Source organism: Rhizobium sp. Nf11,1, assembly GCF_050587665.1.
Lineage (GTDB): Bacteria > Pseudomonadota > Alphaproteobacteria > Rhizobiales > Rhizobiaceae > Rhizobium.
This window is the reverse complement of record NZ_JBOBHU010000008.1, coordinates 160,920-179,309: the sequence shown is the minus strand read 5'-3', so window position 1 is coordinate 179,309 and position 18,390 is coordinate 160,920. Positions and strand designations below refer to the sequence as shown.

At 61.2% G+C, this 18,390-nt stretch carries 20 protein-coding genes and 2 pseudogenes; 10 read left to right on the top strand and 12 right to left on the bottom strand.

Annotated elements, in window-relative coordinates:
- Positions 1-4: 4 nt before the first annotated feature.
- Together ACQ7C1_RS14575 and ACQ7C1_RS14570 are read right to left on the bottom strand one after the other, a co-directional pair.
- Positions 5-445: a c-type cytochrome gene (locus tag ACQ7C1_RS14575; RefSeq protein ID WP_183703662.1), complete on the bottom strand. Its 441-nt coding sequence runs from the start codon at positions 443-445 to the stop codon at positions 5-7.
- 129 nt (positions 446-574) lie between these two features.
- Positions 575-1,210 carry a LysE family translocator gene (locus ACQ7C1_RS14570; RefSeq protein WP_430958762.1) on the bottom strand — a complete coding sequence of 212 codons (636 nt, stop codon included), beginning with the start codon at positions 1,208-1,210 and terminating at the stop codon, positions 575-577.
- 129 nt (positions 1,211-1,339) lie between these two features.
- Here ACQ7C1_RS14570 and ACQ7C1_RS14565 point away from each other — a divergent pair, with 129 nt between their 5' ends.
- Positions 1,340-2,032 carry a helix-turn-helix transcriptional regulator gene (locus tag ACQ7C1_RS14565; protein ID WP_097599868.1) on the top strand — a complete coding sequence of 231 codons (693 nt, stop codon included), beginning with the start codon at positions 1,340-1,342 and terminating at the stop codon, positions 2,030-2,032.
- Positions 2,033-2,291: 259 nt separating this feature from the next.
- Here ACQ7C1_RS14565 and ACQ7C1_RS14560 read toward each other — a convergent pair whose 3' ends face one another.
- Positions 2,292-3,137 carry a metallophosphoesterase gene (locus ACQ7C1_RS14560; RefSeq protein ID WP_430958761.1) on the bottom strand — a complete coding sequence of 282 codons (846 nt, stop codon included), beginning with the start codon at positions 3,135-3,137 and terminating at the stop codon, positions 2,292-2,294.
- Between the two features lie 102 nt (positions 3,138-3,239).
- Positions 3,240-3,842 (bottom strand): superoxide dismutase, encoded by a 603-nt coding sequence (locus tag ACQ7C1_RS14555; protein WP_430958760.1) that lies wholly within the window; start codon positions 3,840-3,842, stop codon positions 3,240-3,242.
- 212 nt (positions 3,843-4,054) lie between these two features.
- On the opposite strand from ACQ7C1_RS14555, the gene ACQ7C1_RS14550 reads away from it, so the two are divergent.
- From ACQ7C1_RS14550 to ACQ7C1_RS14540, 3 genes are all read left to right on the top strand, one after another.
- A complete protein-coding gene (locus tag ACQ7C1_RS14550; RefSeq protein ID WP_430958759.1) occupies positions 4,055-4,381 on the top strand; it encodes a hypothetical protein in 327 nt (108 codons plus the stop codon).
- Positions 4,382-4,578: 197 nt separating this feature from the next.
- Positions 4,579-5,232, top strand: coding sequence for a class I SAM-dependent methyltransferase (locus ACQ7C1_RS14545; protein WP_183706349.1), 654 nt, complete (start codon positions 4,579-4,581; stop codon positions 5,230-5,232).
- Positions 5,233-5,291: 59 nt separating this feature from the next.
- Positions 5,292-6,023 (top strand): sulfite exporter TauE/SafE family protein, encoded by a 732-nt coding sequence (locus ACQ7C1_RS14540; RefSeq protein ID WP_183706347.1) that lies wholly within the window; start codon positions 5,292-5,294, stop codon positions 6,021-6,023.
- Positions 6,024-6,038: 15 nt separating this feature from the next.
- On the opposite strand, the gene ACQ7C1_RS14535 is transcribed toward ACQ7C1_RS14540, so the two are convergent.
- The gene (locus ACQ7C1_RS14535; protein WP_430958758.1) at positions 6,039-6,383 is read right to left on the bottom strand and encodes a nuclear transport factor 2 family protein; all 345 of its coding nucleotides are present in this window, start codon (positions 6,381-6,383) and stop codon (positions 6,039-6,041) included.
- A 110-nt stretch (positions 6,384-6,493) separates the two neighbouring features.
- Between ACQ7C1_RS14535 and ACQ7C1_RS14530 the strand changes: the two genes are divergently transcribed.
- The gene (locus tag ACQ7C1_RS14530; RefSeq protein ID WP_430958757.1) at positions 6,494-7,756 is read left to right on the top strand and encodes an MFS transporter; all 1,263 of its coding nucleotides are present in this window, start codon (positions 6,494-6,496) and stop codon (positions 7,754-7,756) included.
- On the opposite strand, the gene ACQ7C1_RS14525 is transcribed toward ACQ7C1_RS14530, so the two are convergent.
- Positions 7,718-8,335: a TetR/AcrR family transcriptional regulator gene (locus ACQ7C1_RS14525; protein WP_430958756.1), complete on the bottom strand. Its 618-nt coding sequence runs from the start codon at positions 8,333-8,335 to the stop codon at positions 7,718-7,720. The two genes, ACQ7C1_RS14530 and ACQ7C1_RS14525, sit on opposite strands and share 39 nt — an antisense overlap.
- Positions 8,336-8,452: 117 nt before the next feature.
- Between ACQ7C1_RS14525 and ACQ7C1_RS14520 the strand changes: the two genes are divergently transcribed.
- Entirely contained in the window at positions 8,453-9,124 is a 672-nt protein-coding gene (locus ACQ7C1_RS14520) for a glutathione S-transferase N-terminal domain-containing protein (RefSeq protein ID WP_430958755.1), read from the top strand.
- Between the two features lie 12 nt (positions 9,125-9,136).
- Here the strand turns inward: ACQ7C1_RS14520 and nadE are convergent, their stop codons facing one another.
- Positions 9,137-9,970, bottom strand: coding sequence for an ammonia-dependent NAD(+) synthetase (gene nadE / locus ACQ7C1_RS14515; protein WP_430958754.1), 834 nt, complete (start codon positions 9,968-9,970; stop codon positions 9,137-9,139).
- 233 nt (positions 9,971-10,203) lie between these two features.
- A pseudogene (locus ACQ7C1_RS14510) lies at positions 10,204-10,534 on the bottom strand (adenylate/guanylate cyclase domain-containing protein); the annotation flags it as partial.
- On the opposite strand from ACQ7C1_RS14510, the pseudogene ACQ7C1_RS14505 reads away from it, so the two are divergent.
- Positions 10,533-10,655 (top strand): annotated as a pseudogene (locus ACQ7C1_RS14505) (LysR family transcriptional regulator); the annotation flags it as partial. The pseudogenes ACQ7C1_RS14510 and ACQ7C1_RS14505 sit on opposite strands and share 2 nt — an antisense overlap.
- Before the next feature lie 146 nt (positions 10,656-10,801).
- Here ACQ7C1_RS14505 and ACQ7C1_RS14500 read toward each other — a convergent pair.
- On the bottom strand, positions 10,802-12,241 hold the full coding sequence (locus ACQ7C1_RS14500; protein WP_430958753.1) for a tetratricopeptide repeat protein: 1,440 nt from the start codon (positions 12,239-12,241) through the stop codon (positions 10,802-10,804).
- Positions 12,242-12,327: 86 nt separating this feature from the next.
- Here ACQ7C1_RS14500 and ACQ7C1_RS14495 point away from each other — a divergent pair, with 86 nt between their 5' ends.
- Positions 12,328-12,603, top strand: coding sequence for a DUF4242 domain-containing protein (locus ACQ7C1_RS14495; RefSeq protein WP_183706334.1), 276 nt, complete (start codon positions 12,328-12,330; stop codon positions 12,601-12,603).
- Positions 12,604-12,900: 297 nt separating this feature from the next.
- On the opposite strand, the gene ACQ7C1_RS14490 is transcribed toward ACQ7C1_RS14495, so the two are convergent.
- On the bottom strand, positions 12,901-13,788 hold the full coding sequence (locus ACQ7C1_RS14490; RefSeq protein WP_430958752.1) for a branched-chain amino acid aminotransferase: 888 nt from the start codon (positions 13,786-13,788) through the stop codon (positions 12,901-12,903).
- 243 nt (positions 13,789-14,031) lie between these two features.
- On the opposite strand from ACQ7C1_RS14490, the gene ACQ7C1_RS14485 reads away from it, so the two are divergent.
- On the top strand, positions 14,032-15,075 hold the full coding sequence (locus ACQ7C1_RS14485; protein WP_430958751.1) for a zinc-dependent alcohol dehydrogenase family protein: 1,044 nt from the start codon (positions 14,032-14,034) through the stop codon (positions 15,073-15,075).
- Between the two features lie 164 nt (positions 15,076-15,239).
- Here ACQ7C1_RS14485 and ACQ7C1_RS14480 read toward each other — a convergent pair whose 3' ends face one another.
- Positions 15,240-16,163, bottom strand: coding sequence for a LysR family transcriptional regulator (locus ACQ7C1_RS14480; RefSeq protein WP_430958750.1), 924 nt, complete (start codon positions 16,161-16,163; stop codon positions 15,240-15,242).
- Between the two features lie 260 nt (positions 16,164-16,423).
- Between ACQ7C1_RS14480 and ACQ7C1_RS14475 the strand changes: the two genes are divergently transcribed.
- Positions 16,424-17,242: an alpha/beta fold hydrolase gene (locus ACQ7C1_RS14475; RefSeq protein WP_430958749.1), complete on the top strand. Its 819-nt coding sequence runs from the start codon at positions 16,424-16,426 to the stop codon at positions 17,240-17,242.
- Between the two features lie 124 nt (positions 17,243-17,366).
- On the opposite strand, the gene ACQ7C1_RS14470 is transcribed toward ACQ7C1_RS14475, so the two are convergent.
- Entirely contained in the window at positions 17,367-18,293 is a 927-nt protein-coding gene (locus ACQ7C1_RS14470; RefSeq protein WP_430958748.1) for an AraC family transcriptional regulator, read from the bottom strand.
- Between the last annotated feature and the right edge of the window lie 97 nt (positions 18,294-18,390).

Here is an 18,390-nt window from a genome sequence, read left to right as displayed (position 1 = left end):
GCTATCATTCCTTAATACGATAGGCCTTGTGACAGCCACCGCAATTGGCGCCGAGCGTATTGAGCGCGGCACCGACACCGGCGGCATCGGCCGGGAGCTGAGCGAGGGCGGTTTCCGCGTCGGTCGAGAGCTTTGCGGCGCGCGCCTTGAAGTCGTCCATGTTTTCCCAGACCTTCGGGCTGACCTCGGGATCGTTCTTATCGCTGCCCGGCTTGAACTGATCGGGGAAAACCTTGGCGGTGGCGGCGATCGTCGTCAGCGCCGACTTTACCGTCTCGGCATCATAGGGCTTCTCGCCCTTGGCGATGGCGGCCATGGCGCCCGCCGAGCCGCCGATCTTCTTCATCAGCGCAATACGCGAATCATGGGTACCATCGGCGGCGGTCACCGAACCGAAGGCGATGGCGGCGATCGCTGCGGCGGCAGCTACTGCTTTCCAATTCATATTTCCTCTCCGTTTTCTTGAGGCCAGGGCGGCCGCTGGCCAATCTGCACCGGCAGCATGACAAAATCCATGCGTCCAGGCAGTCACGTTTTGCCGGAGGGTCATAAAAACAATGTGATAACCGGCGGCTCAGGCGGTTTTCCAGCCTTGCCACAGGCTGAAGGCGGAGACCGCAACCAACAGCAGTCCGGCGCAGCGGCCGACAAAGGCCGTGGCGTCGGGATTTGCCACCAGCAGATCGCGGCTGCGGCCTGCCGTCATCGCCAGCGTTCCGTAAACGGCAAACTGCGTGACGACGGTCATGGCGCCCATGATCAGCCCCTGCAGCCAGATCGGGCCATATTCAGGCTTGAGAAACTGCGGGTAGACGGCGAACATGAAAATATAGGCCTTGGGATTGAGGAGACATGTTACGGCGCCCTGGCGGAAGGCGCGCCAGCCGGAGCGCGCCGTCGCCGGTCCGACCGCCCCGACGGTGATCGAACTGCGCATCAGCGAAACGCCAATCCAGATCATATAGGCGACGCCGGCAAAGAGCAGCAGGTTGAAGAGCTGCGGCAGCATGGTGACGAGCACGCCGATGCCGGCCGCACCATAGGCCGAATGCACGGCACCGCCCGCCATGATGCCGCCCGTTGCCGCGAGCCCCCGCCTGATACCGCCGGTCAGCGCGTTGGCAAGCACGAAGAGCATGTCCATGCCCGGCACGATGATGATGCCGAAGAGAAGGGTAAAGAAGAGCCAGAGGTTTTCATGGTAATTCATGTCAGTTGCCACCTTCAGTTCCACGGGCCATTTTCAAAAGACACCGATTGATTTCAATCCGATAGGCGGCTCTATACGCAAACCCAACTGACAGTGTATTGTCAGGAGCGTGAGAAATGGAGTGGCAAAATGCGCAAGGCCTCGCGGCTTTTCGAGATCATTCAGATCCTGAGGCTCGCCAGAAAACCGATGACGGCCGCTGTCATGGCCGAGACGCTCGAAGTGACCGTGCGCTCGATCTATCGCGACATTGCCGCCCTCCAGGCAATGCGGGTGCCGATCGAAGGCGGTCGCGGCATCGGCTACATCATGCGGCCGGGCTTCGACCTGCCGCCCCTGATGTTCTCGATCGAGGAGATGGAGGCGATCGTTCTGTCGCTGGCGCTGCTCGAACGCACGGCCGACGAGGAGCTGAAGCAGGCCGCCCGCAGGGTCAACCAGAAGATATCAGGCGCCGTGCCGGGGCCGCTTCGTGAGGCGATGAACAGCAAGGCGCTTTATGCCTGGGGCTCGACCGCGCAGCCGGCTGCCATCGACCTTGCGGTCGTGCGCCGGGCGATCCGCGACGAACGCAAGCTGATGCTCGCCTACCGCGACGAACTCGGCCGCGCCAGCGAACGGACGATCCAGCCGATCGCGCTGATCTATTATTCGCAGACCGCCAATATCGTCGCATGGTGCGAGTTGCGACAGGCGATCCGCAATTTCCGCAGCGACCGGGTGGAGGGTTGCGAGGAGGCCGACGATTTCTTCAAGGGCGACGGCGACCGGCTGCGGGATTTGTGGACGAGCGGGTGGACGGAGAAGGCTGTGTCTGCGTGAATCAGCCGCATGGCCGATCATCGACGCTCACATGCGCGTCGACGTGCCCCTCATCCGCCTGCCGGCACCTTCTCCCCGTAAACGGGGCGAAGGGGATATGCCGCGGCCCCTCCGTTCCTCATCAACCTCTGGTATGGCACGTCCCCTCGCCCCGTTTACGGGGAGAGGGTTAGGGTGAGGGGCAGCTATTGCACTGATCTGACGGCAGAGTGGCACAAGCCTGAGCAGGATGAAAAGACGTGCCGGCCCCGGTCGCAGTCTAATAAACCAGCGTGCGGCTTTCCTCTCGGCCGAAACCGCGGATCTCGATGCGGTTGGGGTGCAGCTCGACGATGGCGAAAGCGTTCTGGTTCTCGGTGTCGACCACGCCCTTGAAGTTGACGAAGTGACAGGCGCCGGCCTTGCCGTAATTGCCGACATGGTCGTGGCCGTTGAGATAGGCGACGACATGGGGCTGCGAGGCGAGCAGCGCGACGACGCGCTCGCTGTCCCACATGCCGTGCTCACCCGGCGGATACACCGGATAGTGGTTCATGACGATGACCTTCTCGCCGGCGGCAGCCGCGTTGGCGATCTCATCACCGAGCCAGGCGAATTGCTCGTCGCTCAACGCACCGTTCCAGTGATGGGCGTTCGCCGCCTCTTTGGCCTGCAGCTCCGCCAGCATCCGTGCGGCAAGAGCGCGATGAGGATGGTTTTCCGGCGGCGCGAAGGTGCTGACCTCGTTGCCGTCGAGGACGATGAAGCGCCACCCGTGACGGGAGAAGCTGTAATAGGGAGACGGCATGCCGAGACGAGCGGCTATTTCGGACAGATGCCCCGCGGAGACGGAGAAATCGTGATTGCCGAGCAGGAAGAGCGCCTCGTGCCTCAGCTTGCCGTAGACAGGCAGGATGTCGTCGAAGCTGGCGAAGCTGCGGTCGATGACGTCGCCGAGCGTCATGACGAAGCTCAAGTTCTCGCCGTTGAAGATCTCGATCGCCTCGGCGACTTTGGTCAGGCTGTTGGCGTAATAGCGCTCCATGGCCGCGTGTGGGGCGACCGCCGCATATTGCGGGTCGGCGATGATGCCGAAGCGGAACAGGGGAACAGCAGAGGACGACATGGGGCGTGCTTAAGAGCGGCCGATGACAGGGCTGTGACGGCTTTATGCAAAAAGAAAACACCCGGCGTTTGCGACGCCGGGTGTCGAATTGGGCGAAGTCGCTTACTTCGTGGCTGCTTCATAGCGCTCCAGGACGTAGTCCCAGTTGATCAGGCTATCGATGAAGGCTTCGAGATACTTCGGACGCGCGTTGCGATAGTCGATGTAATAGGAGTGTTCCCAGACGTCGACGCCGAGGATCGGGATGGCGCCGTGAACGAGCGGGTTTTCGCCGTTCGGGGTCTTGGAGATTTCGAGCTTGCCGTTCTTGACGGAAACCCAGGCCCAGCCGGAGCCGAACTGGGTGGCGCCGGCATTGGCGAAATCGGCCTTGAACTTGTCATAGCCGCCGAGATCGGAGGCAAAGGCCGCTTCGAGCTTGCCCGGCAGCTTGTTGCCGCCGCCGCCCTTCTTCATCCACTTCCAGAAATGGATGTGGTTGTAGTGCTGGGCAGCGTTGTTGAAGAGCCCGGCATTCGTGCCGAAAGACTTCTTCACGACCTCTTCGAGCGAGAGATCCGAAAGGCCGGCTTCGGCGGCGAGCTTGTTGCCGTTGTCGACATAGGCCTTGTGGTGCTTGTCGTGGTGAAACTCCAGCGTTTCCTTCGACATGAAGGGGGCAAGCGCTTCGTAATCATAGGGAAGTTCAGGCAATTCGAAAGCCATGTCAGATCTCCTCTTGGCAATAGATTGCGTCCTCGGCAGGTGAGGCGGAACATAGGAGGGGAAAGGAGGAGAGGCAACCGGCGAAATATCAAAAAACGATCGGACGGAGGAAAATTTGCCTCAGTTTCAGGGCGAGATTCAAGCGCGCAAATCGCCCGCCATGCCGCCGCCAAAACCGCTTACACCGGCAACAGACACAATGGAGATCAGATATGAAAAGGAATATAATCCCGCATCTTGCCATTGCCGCGCTTCCGTTTCTTGTCACTGCGGCCCGTGCCTCTTCGGACGAGGCCTGGGAACAGCTGGCAGCCGACGTGGAAGCCAAGTGCAGGAAGGCCGCGGTCGCGATCGAGAAGCCGAAGGCCGCCGTCGATCCCTTCGGCACCTCGCATTACGGGCTGGCCCTGGTGACGGGAAAGCCGAAAGGGGCCAAGGGGCTCATCGTCCAGATCTGCGTCTATGACAAGCAGGAGAAATCGGTCGAGATCGGCAGCGCGATGGATGCTGAGAAGCTCGGGTTCACGTCAGTGAGATAGCCGGCCACCGTGGCGGTTGGTGACTTCAGTCACATTCCGAGCGGAACCCAACCCCGCTCTCAGGAGTTGAAGTTCTCAGTTTTTGGAGCGCCGCGCCTCTGTGAGAGGCGCTCAGGCGCTCTATGTTTGCGACAAACGCATGATTTACTCCGAAAATCGATTCCGATTCTCAGGTTCATGCGCAGGGAGGGTCAGGCATGTCGGAGCGTCGCAACAGGGCGGAAGATCAGCAGAAAATCTATCAGCGCTGGGCACCGGTTTATGATCGCGTCTATCGCGGCATCCTGCGCGACGGCCACCGCAAGCTGGCCGCATTTGCCGCCGCGGCCGGCACCGATATTCTTGAAATCGGCGTCGGCACCGGCCTGACGCTCGCCCACTATCCCAACCGATGCCGGGTGACAGGCATCGACATTTCCGAACATATGATCGCGCGGGCGCGCGAAAAGGTGCGGCGCGAAAACCTTCAGCATGTGCAGGCGCTCGAGGTGATGGATGCGCATGCGCTGCGCTTTGCCGAGAATTCCTTCGACGTGGTCTGCCTGCCCTTCGTCATCACCCTCATTCCCGAGCCCGAGCGGGCGCTGGACGAATGTGCCCGGGTGCTACGGCCGGGCGGCGAGATCATCCTGGCAAGCAAGCTCGGCGACGGCGCGGGTCTGCAAGGTGTGATCGAGGCGGCGGTGGCGCCGCTGGTGCGCCACATCGGCTGGTCGTCCGCCTTCCGAATCCACCGCATCGTCGCCTGGGCCGAGCGTCGCGGCGATTTTTCAACAACCGATATTCTGCCGGTTTTTCCGAACGGCTTTTTCAAGATCGTCCGCCTGAAGCAGCGCGGCTTTTCCTCCTGACACCAGAAGATTTTTCCGCATCGCCGATCCTGATGCTACCGTTCACCTGAGGGGACCGCATGACATCGGATATCTTCTTCTTCATCGCTGTCGGCTTCTGCGCGCAGATCGTCGACGGCGCGCTCGGCATGGCCTTCGGCGTGCTGTCGACGACGAGCCTGCTGGCTTTTGGGGTGCCGGCGGCCAATGCCAGCGCCATGACGCATGTCACGGAAATGTTCACGACGGCGGCATCAGGCCTGTCGCATGCCTATCATCGCAATGTCGACTGGCGGCTGGTGGCGCGTCTCGCCCCGGCCGGCATGATCGGCGGCGCGATCGGCGCCACTCTGCTTGCCAATATCGACGGCAAGGTGATCGAGCCCTTCGTGTCGGCCTATCTGATCGCGATCGGCCTCCTGATCCTCTACAAGGCCTTCCGACCGCAGATCAGGCGCGAGGTGCGCGACTGGGCCGTGCCGCCCGTCGGCTTTTGCGGCGGCCTGCTCGACGCGATCGGCGGCGGCGGGTGGGGTCCTGTCGTCACCAGCACGCTGATCGGGCGCGGCCATGATCTGAAGCGGGTGATCGGCTCGACGAATTTCACCGAATTCGCGGTGACGCTGACGATTTCGATCACCTTCGTCGTGACGCTCGGCTGGTCTGAGCTCAATTCGGCAATCGGCCTCATCATCGGCGGCGTCATCGCCGCCCCTTTCGGCGCCATCCTCGTCAAGCGCCTGCCGGTGCGGGCGCTGATGGTGGCGGTCTCGATGGTCATCATCACGACGTCGGCGTTGCGGATCTTCTAATGCCGTTTCGGCGGGTCAGAGATTGCGGCCGAAATAGACCTCTACGGCGGCGATCCTGTCGCCGCTGAAACGAAGGCTTTCCATGTTGGCGAAGCTTCCGCCGTCCAGTTTTTCAGCGCGGTAGCGGACAGCAGCCTCATCGCCGTTTATCGCCAGGAACTCGATGTGGATCGCGCGGAAGAGCGGCTCCTTTGGCCAGCAGCGCTCGAAATAGGCGGCTCGATCGATATGATCGTCGCGCGGGCTGGAAAAGGTGAAATCCTCCGTCAGCATCGCGCCGGCAATATCCTTGCGGTCAGCGAGATAGGCGGCGTAGAGATCACGGACGGTCTGCTCCCGTGTCGGGATCATGGCGTTCATGGCATGTCCTCCGATTGACTGATTGCATTACGCAATCGGATATGTCCTAGCACTTTTCCGAGAAATGATCCAGATTGCGGCGCGATTGCGCTACAGGATCGATGCAAGGAATGACAGACACACAATGGGGCGCCGGGGTTAAGCTTGGCTCGATCTACTGGAAGCGCAACCTTGCCGTCTCGCTGATCGGCTCCTTCACCACGATCGTGGCGATGACGCTGCTGCTTCCCTTCCTGCCGCTCTATGTCGAGGAACTCGGCGTGACCGACCATGCGGCGATCGTGCAATGGTCGGGCATCGCCTATGGCGCCACCTTTCTTGCCGCGGCCCTCGTTGCGCCGCTCTGGGGGCGGCTCGGCGACATCTACGGCCGCAAGCTGATGCTGGTGCGCGCCAGCCTCGGCATGACGCTGGCGATTTCGCTGATGGGCATGGCCGGCAATGTCTGGCAACTGGTGGCGCTACGCCTGTTCGTCGGGCTTGCCGGCGGCTACTCCTCCGGCTCGATGGTGCTGGTGGCGACGCAGACGCCGAAGGACCGCTCCGCCTGGGCGCTCGGCGTGCTCTCCTCCGGCATCATGGCCGGCAATCTCGTCGGGCCGCTGATCGGCGGAGCTCTGCCGCCGATCATCGGCATCCGCGGCACGTTTCTCGCCGCCGGCGGCATGATCTTTTTCGCCTTTCTCGCCACCACCTTGCTGATCAAGGAGGAGAAGTCGCCAGCCCGCAGCCGGGCGGCCAAGGCGAGCGGCGGCTGGAAGTCCATCGCCGACAGGCGGCCTGTTATCGCCATGCTGGCGACCGGCATGCTGCTGATGCTCGCCAATATGTCGATCGAACCGATCATCACCGTCTATGTCGCCGAGATCGTCCCCGTCGAAGCGCAAGTGACGATGATATCCGGTCTCGTCATGTCGGCTGCCGCCCTCGGCAGCATTCTTTCAGCCTCCTGGCTCGGCAGGCTCGCCGACAGGATCGGCCACTGGCCGGTCATAGCAGGCGCGCTCGCCGTCGCGGGCCTGCTACTGATCCCGCAGGCCTTCGTCACCAGTTCCTGGCAGCTAATCCTCCTGCGTTTCCTGATGGGGGCAGCCCTCGGCGGGCTTCTGCCCTGCATCACCGCCGTCATCCGCCATAGCGTGCCCGACAGCGCCGCCGGCAGCATTCTCGGGCTTTCCGTCTCCTCGCAATATGTCGGCCAGGTGGCCGGCCCTGTCCTCGGCGGTTTCGTCGGCGGGCATATCGGCATGCGGGCAGTTTTCCTCGGCACCTCGCTGCTGCTTCTGGCGGGTGCCGCCTATGCCTGGGCGGTACGGCCGAGGGATACGGAGACATCAAACATGCGTGCTTCCGCAGATCAGCTCGACGCCTGAGCGGGCGATCGCCTCCAGCGTTTCGCGGCTGTCGCCGGCGCGGGCGCGCACGGCGAGCGAATGCATGACGGCGGAAGCGAGCCTTGCCAGCGCCAGCGGGTCGGCGCTTTCGGGAAGCTCGCCCCTTTCAACGGCAATGCGCATGCGCTTTTCGATCTCACCGTCGAAATCATTCAGGCTGCGGCCGAGCACCTCGCGAACACGCTCATGTTCGACAGCCTCGACCGAAGCGGTGCCAATCAGCAGACAGCCGCGGGCGGCGGTTTCGCCATGCAGATAGATCGCCAAAGCACCGGCATAGACGCGCGCGAGATTGTCGCGCAGCGGCAGCGACGGATCGAGCGCCTGCTTCAGGACGTCCATGCCATCCTGCCGATAGGCCTCCAGCGCATCGAGATAGAGGGCCTCCTTATCGCCAAAGGCGCCGTAAAGGCTTGGGCGGTTGAGGTTGGTCGCGGCACTGAGATTGTCCAGCGAGGCGGCGGCAAAGCCCCTGTCCCAAAAGACATCCCGCGCCTTGCCGAGCGCTGCCTTGGCGTCGAAGGCCCGTGGGCGGCCGCGCTTCTTCTCGTCCTTCATATTTTGTACCGCTTCGCATTAAATTCTTGACGAAGGTTATTTTATGCGAAACAGTACAAATGTTCAAATATCAACCGGCGGCGGCATTTCGCCACCTTCGGAGAAAGGGAACCGACGATGAAACTCTATATGCACGCCGCGGCCTGCTCGCTTTCGCCGCACATCATCTGCCGGGAGCTGGGACTCGACATCGAGCTCGTCCAGGTCGACCGGAAAACCCACAGGACAAGCAAAGGCGAAGACTACCTGGTCATCAATGGCAATGGCTATGTGCCGGCGCTGATGCTCGACGACGGCAAGGTGCTGACCGAGGGACCGGCGATCGTGCAGTTTCTGGCGGAAGGCTCGGCCCTGCTGCCGGAAGTCGGCGACATCAGGCGCAACGAGGTTCAATCCTATCTCAATTTCATCACGGCCGAACTGCACAAGCCGATGGTGCTGCTGTTCAATCCGATTTATGCCAGCGTGCATGAGGAGATCCGCGCGCTGATCTCGAAACGGCTTGCCTGGCTGAACGATCGTTTCAGTGCACCCTACCTTACCGGCGATGCCTTCACCGTGGCCGACGCCTATCTCTTCGTCTGCCTCAACTGGTCGCCCTGGATCGACATCGATCTGAAACAATGGCCTGATCTGCACGGCTTCATGGCTCGTGTCGCGGCGCGTCCCAAGGTGCGCGAGGCGCTGCAGGCGGAAGACCTTCAGGCCTTCGATGCCGACGGCGTCTACTTCGCCCCGCAAGCCTATCTTGCCTCGGCCGGACGGGTGGGCGAGCCGGTACGGCCGTAGCGCCGGCCGCTATCAGAGTGCGTTGACGGCGACCGGCAGGGCGCGCTTATGCGCCGTCGCCCGATAGGCGGCAAGGATCCGGCGGCGAGCAATCTCGCCGACCGGCTTGCCTTCAAGAAAATCGTCGATCTCATCATAGGTGACGCCATAGGCCTCCTCGTCGGGACGCAGCGGCCGCTGATCCTCGAGATCGGCTGTGGGCACCTTGAACACCAGATCGTCCGGCGCGCCGAGCCGCTTTGCCAGCAGTCGGACGCGGCGTTTGTTGAGCCCGGCAAGCGGCAGGATATCGGCCGCACCGTCGCCGAACTTCGTGAAGAAGCCCATGACAGCCTCGGCGGCATGATCGGTACCGATCACCAGCGCACCGAGCGCGCCGGCCAGCGCGAACTGGGCGATCATCCGCTGACGGGCCTTGATGTTGCCGAGGATAAAATCCTGCCGGCCGGCATCGGCGAAAGCGAGGCCGCCGTTTTGAGCGGCGGCCAGCATCGCATCCGCCGCCGCCTTGATGTTGACCACCATTGATCGGTCGGCGCCGATCGTGGCAAGCGCCCGCTCCGCATCGGCCTCGTCCACCTGGACGCCATAGGGAAGGCGCACGGCAATGAATTCTGCAGAGTGGCCGCTGTCGCGCAGCTCCCGCACGGCCTTCTGAGCGATGAGCGCCGCCGTCAGCGAATCGACGCCGCCGCTGATGCCGAGCACATAGCCGCGCATGCCGGAAGCGACGAGATAATCCTTGAGAAATTCGGTTCGCCGCTCGATCTCGTGCTCGGGATCGATCTCGGCGGCAACGCCGAGCTCGCGGATGATCTCGCCTTGTTCGTCGGACAGCACGGTCATGGGTCGTTTCCTCGGTGTTATGGAGTTCGCGGGCACTATGGCGGAAAGATGTGGGAAGGGTAAGTAAGAGGCCTCCTTCGCAGCTGCCGACTGCCCCTCTAACCCTTTCCCCGTAAATGGGGAGAAGGGACGTGCCCTGCGAGAGGTTGGTGGGGATGGCGAGATTGCGGCATGGTCCCCTTCGCCCCGCTTGCAGAAGGTGCCGGCAGGCGGATGACGGGCGGACGCGCCAACCTTGCGATCGTAAACAGCTCCACCGGCTCAACAAATCCCTTCAGCCGATGGGCTCCGACGGAGACGGCGTCCACTGCCCCCGCCTCTGTGCGGAACGGCGCCGACATCAGCATGGCCTCTCCCAACTCACTGCAGCCGGTCTGGATGCGGCTGAGCAGATTGACGTCGCGCTGATCAGGGTGAAGTCGAGACGGTTGCCGGAGCCGATATTGCCGTAGCTGACCTCGCCGTATTGCAAGGCGATGCCGGCCTCCACGCCGATGCCTTCATATTGGAACGGTCGATCTCATCGAGAATGGCGCTGGCCGAGGCGAGAGCGGCGCCGCAGGACGACTACCGGCCGGTCGAATTCAGCATCAACGCCGTCTATCCCAACCGCAGCCATCTGGCGACGAAAGTACGACTGTTCATCGATCTGCTGGCGGAGAGATTTGCGGAGAATCGGAAGTAGATGACCTGAGGGGCAGTCATCGGGGCTATGGCTGCCCTCACAGCAAGAAAATTGCCCCTCACCCTAACCGTCTCCCCGCTCGCGGGAGAGCGGATGTGCCAAGCGAGAGGCGGGCGGGGAACGGAACGGTCGCGGAATATCCCCTATCATCTCGGCGAATGGTTCGATTGCGGGAGCTGCACATTTGCGGGCGATCTGCATTCACCGGCCCGCAACGCTTCCGCAAGGCGGAAATGACGATTGGCCGCTTCCGCGTCGCCTTTTGCCTGAGCGAGCAGAGCCAGATTGTAGTTCGTTCCCGGGTCGTCTGGTTTCAACTGGAGAGCGGCGAGGTAGTGGCGCTCTGCCGCGGGCAAGTCCCCGATCTCGTGAAGCAGGACGGCGAGATTATTATGGGCCTCCACATAGTTCGGCCTCGCACGAATGGCGGCGCGGTACTCTTCCTCCGCCCTACGCTGATCACCCGGTTCGAGCAGCATGGCATAATTGTAATGCGCCTCTGCGTAATCGGGCTGATGCTCCAACGCTCTCACATAATGGGCTTCTGCACCTGCCGTATCTCCCATCCGCTCCAAGAAGACGCCGTAGTTGTTATTGGCCTCGGCGAAGGCGGGTCGGAGACGAAGGACTTCCCGGTATTGGCAGTCGGTCTGAACCGGATCGTCATTCGCCTCGAGAAGGCCCGCATATCGCAGACGAGCATCCACAAAGTCGGGACGAAGGCGAATGGCGTCACGATAATGCATTTCCGCGCAGCCGATATCTCCCATTTCCTGCAGCAGGATCGCATAATTATAATGGCCTTCGGGATAATTCGGCCAAAGGCGGAGCGCCTCCTGGTAATGCTCGGCGGCTTCGACGGCGTCACCCAGCCTTTTCAGAAGAATTCCGAGATTGTTGTGAGCCTCCGGGTATGTGGCGCGGAGTTCCAGTGCCCTGCGATAGCAAAGCAGTTCGTCCTCCACCGCACCAGCACTTCGCGATCCGAACCCGACCCCTCTCAGGAACCAGTCCTCCGCGGTCATTTTGTCCTCGGGCCTTGCGGCAAGTGCGGCCTGGTCGACGGACACCATCCTGTAGAGCTGGCGACAGGCCAGAAAGTCGCCTTTGAGCTCGAAACTTCCAGCATCCTGGAAATTATAAACGGGAAGGTCGATAAGCTCGAGAATAGTCTGTGAGATAAACAACGAGTCCGGGTCGGCGCTCGCTTCCACACGCTTCGCGATATTGATAGCCCGGCCGATCCACGCGTCGTCGTCTGAAATCCGGTAGCATTCGCCGAAGTGGCAGCCCACGCGGATGGGAAGATCATGCCCGTACTGAGATGCGGCCAGAGAACGGCGGCGTTGCTTCCAATACGCGATAAGCTTCAGCGAGAAGTGAACCGCGACGTCCGCGGATTCGAAAAGAAAAAGGTGACCATCCCCCGTGAAGTTTTCATGCCGCCTGCCGTACTGGCTGGCCAGGGACTGCGACAGGTAGCGATATTCCGTGACGATTTCCGCTGCCGCATCCCGTGAGACATTGTTCCAGACCGCGGAGTGGCGGACGAGATCGGTGAAGATAACGGCGAAGTAGATACTCATTTCGTTTACCGCCGATCGGCGCTATCATCTTACAAAGTGAGCGCATCGAGGTTGAACTTCATCCAGTACACAGAAGGAAACCCATCATGCCACAGTATATGGTCGAAAGACACTTGCCCGGCATCACTCCGCAGCAGCTTTCAGCCGCCGCGGCACGCGCAAAGGTCGTCACTGCTGAAATGACCGCACAAGGCAAGCCGGTCAGGTATCTGCGCTCGACCTTCGTGCCATCGGAAGAGAAATCTTTCTGCCTATTCGATGCGCCTTCTGCCGAGCATGTCGAGGAAGCAAACCAGATCGCGCAAATTCCTTTGCAGCGTATTATCGAAGTCCAGCACATTGCTGCCGACGATCTCGCCTGAGATACTATTTTCAAAGGATCGACGGTCGCGACCTGCGAAACGCGGTCCAACGGGTTGAGACCCGTGGCTCGACCCACGCCAAGGTATTGGCAGGCGGATGAGGCGCAGACTTGAAACTTACCAGCTCGGACCTCCCATGCCCTACGCTTGCGCTTGGGACGTTCGCGGCTGCAATCAATTCACTGGATCGATTGCTCCCGCTTCGCCGGACCTCTCCGGCCCTGCGCTTGCGCTCCGGGCGTTCGCAGTTGCAATCGATTCACCGGATCGATTGCTTCGGCTGCGCCGAACCACTGCTCACTCCTCGCTCTCACTCCTTCCATGGGCCCAGTCCATGTAGAGTTCCAGCGCCTTGCGGGTGACGGGACCTTCCTGGAAATTGCGGTCGTCGAGGCGAGTGACGCCGACGACCTTGGAATAGTTTCCGGTGGTGAAGATCTCGTCGGCCTGCATGAAATCCTCCACCGAGAGCGTGGCTTCCACAACGTCGAATCCGGCCTTGCGCAAGAGGCCGATGACGCGGGCGCGGGTGATGCCGGCGAGGAAGGTGCGGTTGGCGGCCGGCGTCATTACCACGCCGTCGCGCACCAGGAAGACGTTGGAGGAGGCGGTTTCGACGACGTTGCCGTTGAGGTCGCGCACCAGCGCATTGTCGAAGCCGCGGCTGCGGGCCTCGGCGATCATGCGGCCGCTGTTCGGATAGAGCGAACCGGTCTTCGCCTCGGTCATCGCCGTTTCCGGCGAGGGACGGCGATAGGGCGAAACGGTGAGGCTGGTGCCGCCATGGCCGCCCATCGGCGCCTCGAACAGGCAGAGCGCGAAGCGGGTCGATTCGGCATCGACGGAGACGACGCTGCCGGGCGAACCATGTTCACCCCAATACATCGGCTTGATGTAGATCGCCGTGGCGCCATCGAATTTGGCAATACCCTCCCAGGCGAGTGCGGCGATTTCCTCGGCCGATTTCACCGGCTTCAGGCCCATGGCGAGGGCGGAACGGTTGACACGCTGGCAATGCAGGTCGAGATCCGGCGCGATGCCGTCGAACCAGCGGGCGCCGTCGAAGACCGAGGAGCCGAGCCACATGGCGTGCGAGGTCGGCCCGATCAGCGGCGGATTACCGGGGAGCCACTCCCCGTCGACATGAGTCCAGGTGGTTGAACGCGGTGATGTATCGACGGCCATGCTGCCCTCCCTATCAAATCGGGAAAGCAAAAGCCGCAGCGGCAAGCCCGGTCAAGGACAAATCCAGGTGGGAAATGCGGAAGCAAGAAAATGCCGGACCACACCGCCGGGCCGCAATATTCGTGCGCGGCGACGCGAGCTTCGGCGATGGGTGCATCAGCAAAAATGATGGAATGAATGTTGGATCGGCCAGCTGCCGCATGCGATGATGATGAACCGCGGATAGCTGCAAGGAAGACGCCGATGAAAGCCATGTTCTACGAAGCCTTCGAACAGGCGCCCGAAATCCGCACCCTGCCCGATCCCACGCCTTCCGAAGACGGCGTCGTCATCGCGGTCGGCGCAAGCGGTCTCTGCCGCAGCGACTGGCACGGCTGGATGGGCCACGATCCCGATATCCGCCTGCCGCATGTGCCGGGACACGAGCTTGCCGGGCGGGTCGTCGCCACCGGCCGCGGCGTCATGCGCTTCAAGGTCGGCGACCGGGTGACCGTGCCCTTCGTTTCCGGCTGCGGCCATTGCGCCGAGTGCCATTCCGGCAACCAGCAGGTCTGCCCGAACCAGTTTCAGCCGGGCTTCACCCATTGGGGCTCCTTCGCCGAATATGTGGCGATCGATTATGCCGACACCAATCTGGTGCACCTGCCCGATTCGATCGAGGACGCGACGGCAGCAAGCCTCGGCTGCCGCTTCGCCACCTCGTTCCGCGCCGTCGCCGACCAGGCGCGCACCGGGCCCGGCGAATGGATCGCCGTGCATGGCTGCGGCGGCGTCGGCCTGTCGGCGATCATGATCGCCACCGCACTCGGCGCCAATGCGATCGGCATCGACATATCGGAAGAGAAACTCGCCTTCGCGCGCGAATGCGGGGCGGTGGCGACGGTCAATGCGTCTGAAGTCACCGACGTAGCCGAAGCGGTGCGCGAGATCACCAAGGGCGGCGCGCATGTCTCGATCGACGCGCTCGGCCACCCCGCCACCTGCTTCAATTCGATCAAGAATCTGCGCCGGCGCGGCCGGCATGTGCAGGTGGGGCTGATGCTCGGCGAATACGCCACCCCGCAGATTCCGATGGCGCAGGTGATTGGCCACGAACTGGAAATCTACGGCAGCCACGGCATGCAGGCCTGGCGCTATGACGCGATGCTGGCCATGCTTTCGGCCGGCAAGATTGCCCCGCAGAAACTGATCGGACGCCGCGTCAGCCTCGAGGAGGCCGTGCCGGCGCTGATGGCTCTCGACAAGGCTGAGGCGACAGGGATCAGCGTGATTACGCGGTTTTCATAGGGAGCGTTTCCCCCTCCCGGCTGGGACGAACACGAGAGGAAGCGATAACTTTCCCGGAACGACCAATGACTCCTTTGGGGCCGCTCTTTGACCGGAAAGTCGAGAATGCGGAACAAAATTCGGAAGCACCCCAACAAGCAGAAATCGGATGAGCTTGATCTCTGCTATGGAACCTCAGCATAGCGGATGATGCTCTGATTTTGGACGTTGGCGACTAGTTCATCAGAACGAGACAAAAATCGGCGGAGCAAAGGCGAGGAATTTGAATCGTTGTATCCTAAGGCGAGATCAATTGTCGGAGGCACACCCTCAAGTGCTCTAGCAACGACATTTGGCGTCAGCATATTTTGCGCATAAAGCGGAATAAGCGTTATTCCACCTGTAGACACGACGAGCGACATTGCTGATGGTAGGCCTTCGCCTTCGTACTCTGCCTTGAGTGTGATCCCAACGTTCGACGCGTAATCTTGGATCACGGATTGCAATACGGGAGAAATTCTAGCGGAACTGACGTAAGTTTCGCGGGCAAGGTCCTGCGGCCGGATCTTTTTGCGCGACGTCAAGCGATGGTCCGCCGGCAGCACGGCGATCAATGGCTCCTTTGCTAAAAACTTGAAGGACACACCAACACTCTGCGTCTCGGGGCGAAGGAAAGCGACGTCCAGCTTGCCTCGCATCAGTGCCAGAGCAAGGTCCGGGGAAGACTGACTGGACAATATGATTTCAACCTCCGGCGCTTCCTCACGAATTATGCGCAATGCATGGGGTAGCCACACGACCTCTTGCCCTGCGAGAAAACCGATAATGAACGACTGCTTTTCCGGCCGTTCTGCCCGCCGGGCCCCTTCCGCAGCCGCCTCGACTTGCAATAACGCCAGCCGCGCGTGATCGAGAAAAACTTTGCCGGCGGCGGTGAGCGTCACGCCGCGCGACTGCCGTTCCAACAATTTTACACCGACTTCCGTTTCCAGATCGCGAATTTGCCTGCTGAGTGAGGGCTGGGAAGTGTGAAGCCGCCGCTCTGCTGCGGTCAGCAAGCTTCCCTCCTCCGCAACAGCAACAAAATAGCGCAAATGCCTGAGTTCCATTGGGCCCTCGCTATACCTTTAAGGCATAGCTCGAACGTAGAAGGTATTTGTCTTTGATAAAAGGGGAATTTAACTATCGTCGCAATTTATGGATATAATCGAACCCGCCTCACCGAAGTACTTCTCAACCAACTCTGTCCAATCGGAGAGGAAACGCTAAATGTCGAAAGAGCCTATTGCAGTAGCTCGTCGATGAATGGCTCTAATTGATTGATTATTATCTTCAAATTAATGTTTAACCACGCAGATGGAGCGACGCGATGCCTACAATTACAACCACGGATGGCGTAAACATCTTCTACAAGGACTGGGGCTCAGGCCAGCCGATCGTTTTCAGCCACGGCTGGCCGCTGTCGGCGGACGACTGGGACGCCCAGATGACCTTCTTCCTTCACCACGGCTACCGGGTAATCGCCCACGATCGGCGCGGCCACGGCCGGTCCGAGCAGCCCGGCACCGGCAACGACATGGACCACTGGGTTGCCGACCTCGCGGCCCTGACCGAGCACCTCAACCTGCGGGACGCGATTCACATCGGCCACTCCACAGGTGGCGGTGAGGTGGCTCGCTATGTCGCCCGCCACCCAGAGCGCGTCGCGAAGGCAGTACTGGTCGCTTCCCTGACCCCGAACATGTACCGGAGCGAGGACAACCCATCCGGTCAGCCGTCGGAGTGGTTCGAAGCGATCCGCGCGGGCGTGCTGGGCAACCGGTCGCAGTTCTTCCGGTTCGTCCCTGAAAACCCGTTCTACGGCTACAATCTCGACGGGGCCGAGCCTTCGGAGGCGATCATTGCGAACTGGTGGCGCCAGGGCATGGCCGGTGGTGCCCTGGCTCACTACGCGACCGTCGACTCTTGGCTGGAAGATTATACCGAAGACCTCAAGAAGATCACCGTGCCAGTGCTGGTGATGCATGGTGAGGCCGATCAAGTCGTCCCCTTTACAAGTTCCGTGCCGCGTGCGGTCGACCTGCTCAAAAACGGGTCGCTGAAGACCTATCCGGGCTACCCCCATGGCATGCTGACCACACATGCAGATGTCCTCAACCCCGACCTGCTCTCGTTCATCAGGTCTTGACGACATCGACCGGACCGCGGCCGTCACCCAACGTCGGCCGGACGATCTGTCACCCGGAGTGCCGGGTGGCACCTGTCGCCATCGACATGCCGGCATCGCTGGTCTCATCGACCAATCGCTCGGTTCACTGCATAGGCATATGATCTGTCACTGCCTGAGGTAACGGAACGGTTCTGCGGTTGGTGGACAGTTTCCGGTATTTTGACGGTGTTAGGTTGTGGTGGCGGAGAAACACCCGGTTGAAATTTGACAGATTGCGATAGCCCACCTCGAAGCAGATGTCCGTTATCGGCATAGAGGTATCGGTCAATAGCTGGCCCGCCTTCCAGATACGAAGCTTGTTGACGTGGTCGGTGAAGCTGTGGCCGCTGTTTTTTTTGAAGAATCGCGAGAAGGCGCTGTCGCTCATGCCGACCATGCGAGCCATATCAGGCAACCGGATATCCTCCGACAGGTTGGCGAACAGATATGCGAAGACCTGTTGCAGGGCTTCGAGCGAACCATAGCTCAGGTCCGGCACGTAAGCCTCCGAAGACAGTGTATCGAACTCGTCGGTGTCCCGCAGCAGCGAGAGCAATGACAGGAAGGTCGAAAGCCGCAATGAACCGGACTGGAACTCCATGTCGAGTATCAGCGCCTCAGCCTGTTCCCGCGCTCGGCCCCTGAAGGAGAGCCCCCGCTTTGCGCGGGCGAAAAAGTCACGCAGCCCCGCCAGTTCCGGCAGGAAGGCCGAAGCCTGCTCCAGCTTGGCCGGCAGAAACTGGATGACGATGTCACGTCCTGGAATGCGCTCATCCGGCCCGAGCGGCGTCACCCAGTCGTGCGGCAGGTTACTTCCGATGACGGAAATATGGCCCGGGGTGAACGCGCCGACATGATCGCCTGCAAGTAGGACGCCGCTGGCGTTGGGAATATAGTGGATTTCCACCTCCGGGTGGAAATTCCAGACGTTGCGTTCCCACGGATAGTCGTCGCGGCGCCAGAGGAACGACTCGTCCGCGCCGGTCAAGACATATTCAAATCTCGCGACCGTCGGCGAAATAACTGACATTGCGCACATCCTCCCGTGCCTCCCAGCATGTCCCATACGCCGACAATCAATATTAGATTGTGCAATGCACACAAGAAAGCATGAATAAATTCGGTAT

What these genes read in the sequence shown, in the direction of transcription:
- ACQ7C1_RS14475 (WP_430958749.1), top strand. Translation starts at nt 16,424, where the DNA reads ATGCCTACAATTACAACCACGGATGGCGTAAACATCTTCTACAAGGAC.
- ACQ7C1_RS14545 (WP_183706349.1), top strand. Translation starts at nt 4,579, where the DNA reads ATGTCGGAGCGTCGCAACAGGGCGGAAGATCAGCAGAAAATCTATCAG.
- ACQ7C1_RS14530 (WP_430958757.1), top strand. Translation starts at nt 6,494, where the DNA reads ATGACAGACACACAATGGGGCGCCGGGGTTAAGCTTGGCTCGATCTAC.
- ACQ7C1_RS14520 (WP_430958755.1), top strand. Translation starts at nt 8,453, where the DNA reads ATGAAACTCTATATGCACGCCGCGGCCTGCTCGCTTTCGCCGCACATC.
- ACQ7C1_RS14470 (WP_430958748.1), bottom strand. Translation starts at nt 18,293, where the DNA reads ATGTCAGTTATTTCGCCGACGGTCGCGAGATTTGAATATGTCTTGACC.
- ACQ7C1_RS14480 (WP_430958750.1), bottom strand. Translation starts at nt 16,163, where the DNA reads ATGGAACTCAGGCATTTGCGCTATTTTGTTGCTGTTGCGGAGGAGGGA.
- ACQ7C1_RS14495 (WP_183706334.1), top strand. Translation starts at nt 12,328, where the DNA reads ATGCCACAGTATATGGTCGAAAGACACTTGCCCGGCATCACTCCGCAG.
- nadE (WP_430958754.1), bottom strand. Translation starts at nt 9,970, where the DNA reads ATGACCGTGCTGTCCGACGAACAAGGCGAGATCATCCGCGAGCTCGGC.
- ACQ7C1_RS14570 (WP_430958762.1), bottom strand. Translation starts at nt 1,210, where the DNA reads ATGAATTACCATGAAAACCTCTGGCTCTTCTTTACCCTTCTCTTCGGC.
- ACQ7C1_RS14535 (WP_430958758.1), bottom strand. Translation starts at nt 6,383, where the DNA reads ATGAACGCCATGATCCCGACACGGGAGCAGACCGTCCGTGATCTCTAC.
- ACQ7C1_RS14500 (WP_430958753.1), bottom strand. Translation starts at nt 12,241, where the DNA reads ATGAGTATCTACTTCGCCGTTATCTTCACCGATCTCGTCCGCCACTCC.
- ACQ7C1_RS14540 (WP_183706347.1), top strand. Translation starts at nt 5,292, where the DNA reads ATGACATCGGATATCTTCTTCTTCATCGCTGTCGGCTTCTGCGCGCAG.
- ACQ7C1_RS14555 (WP_430958760.1), bottom strand. Translation starts at nt 3,842, where the DNA reads ATGGCTTTCGAATTGCCTGAACTTCCCTATGATTACGAAGCGCTTGCC.
- ACQ7C1_RS14575 (WP_183703662.1), bottom strand. Translation starts at nt 445, where the DNA reads ATGAATTGGAAAGCAGTAGCTGCCGCCGCAGCGATCGCCGCCATCGCC.
- ACQ7C1_RS14490 (WP_430958752.1), bottom strand. Translation starts at nt 13,788, where the DNA reads ATGGCCGTCGATACATCACCGCGTTCAACCACCTGGACTCATGTCGAC.
- ACQ7C1_RS14550 (WP_430958759.1), top strand. Translation starts at nt 4,055, where the DNA reads ATGAAAAGGAATATAATCCCGCATCTTGCCATTGCCGCGCTTCCGTTT.
- ACQ7C1_RS14565 (WP_097599868.1), top strand. Translation starts at nt 1,340, where the DNA reads ATGCGCAAGGCCTCGCGGCTTTTCGAGATCATTCAGATCCTGAGGCTC.
- ACQ7C1_RS14485 (WP_430958751.1), top strand. Translation starts at nt 14,032, where the DNA reads ATGAAAGCCATGTTCTACGAAGCCTTCGAACAGGCGCCCGAAATCCGC.
- ACQ7C1_RS14560 (WP_430958761.1), bottom strand. Translation starts at nt 3,137, where the DNA reads ATGTCGTCCTCTGCTGTTCCCCTGTTCCGCTTCGGCATCATCGCCGAC.
- ACQ7C1_RS14525 (WP_430958756.1), bottom strand. Translation starts at nt 8,335, where the DNA reads ATGAAGGACGAGAAGAAGCGCGGCCGCCCACGGGCCTTCGACGCCAAG.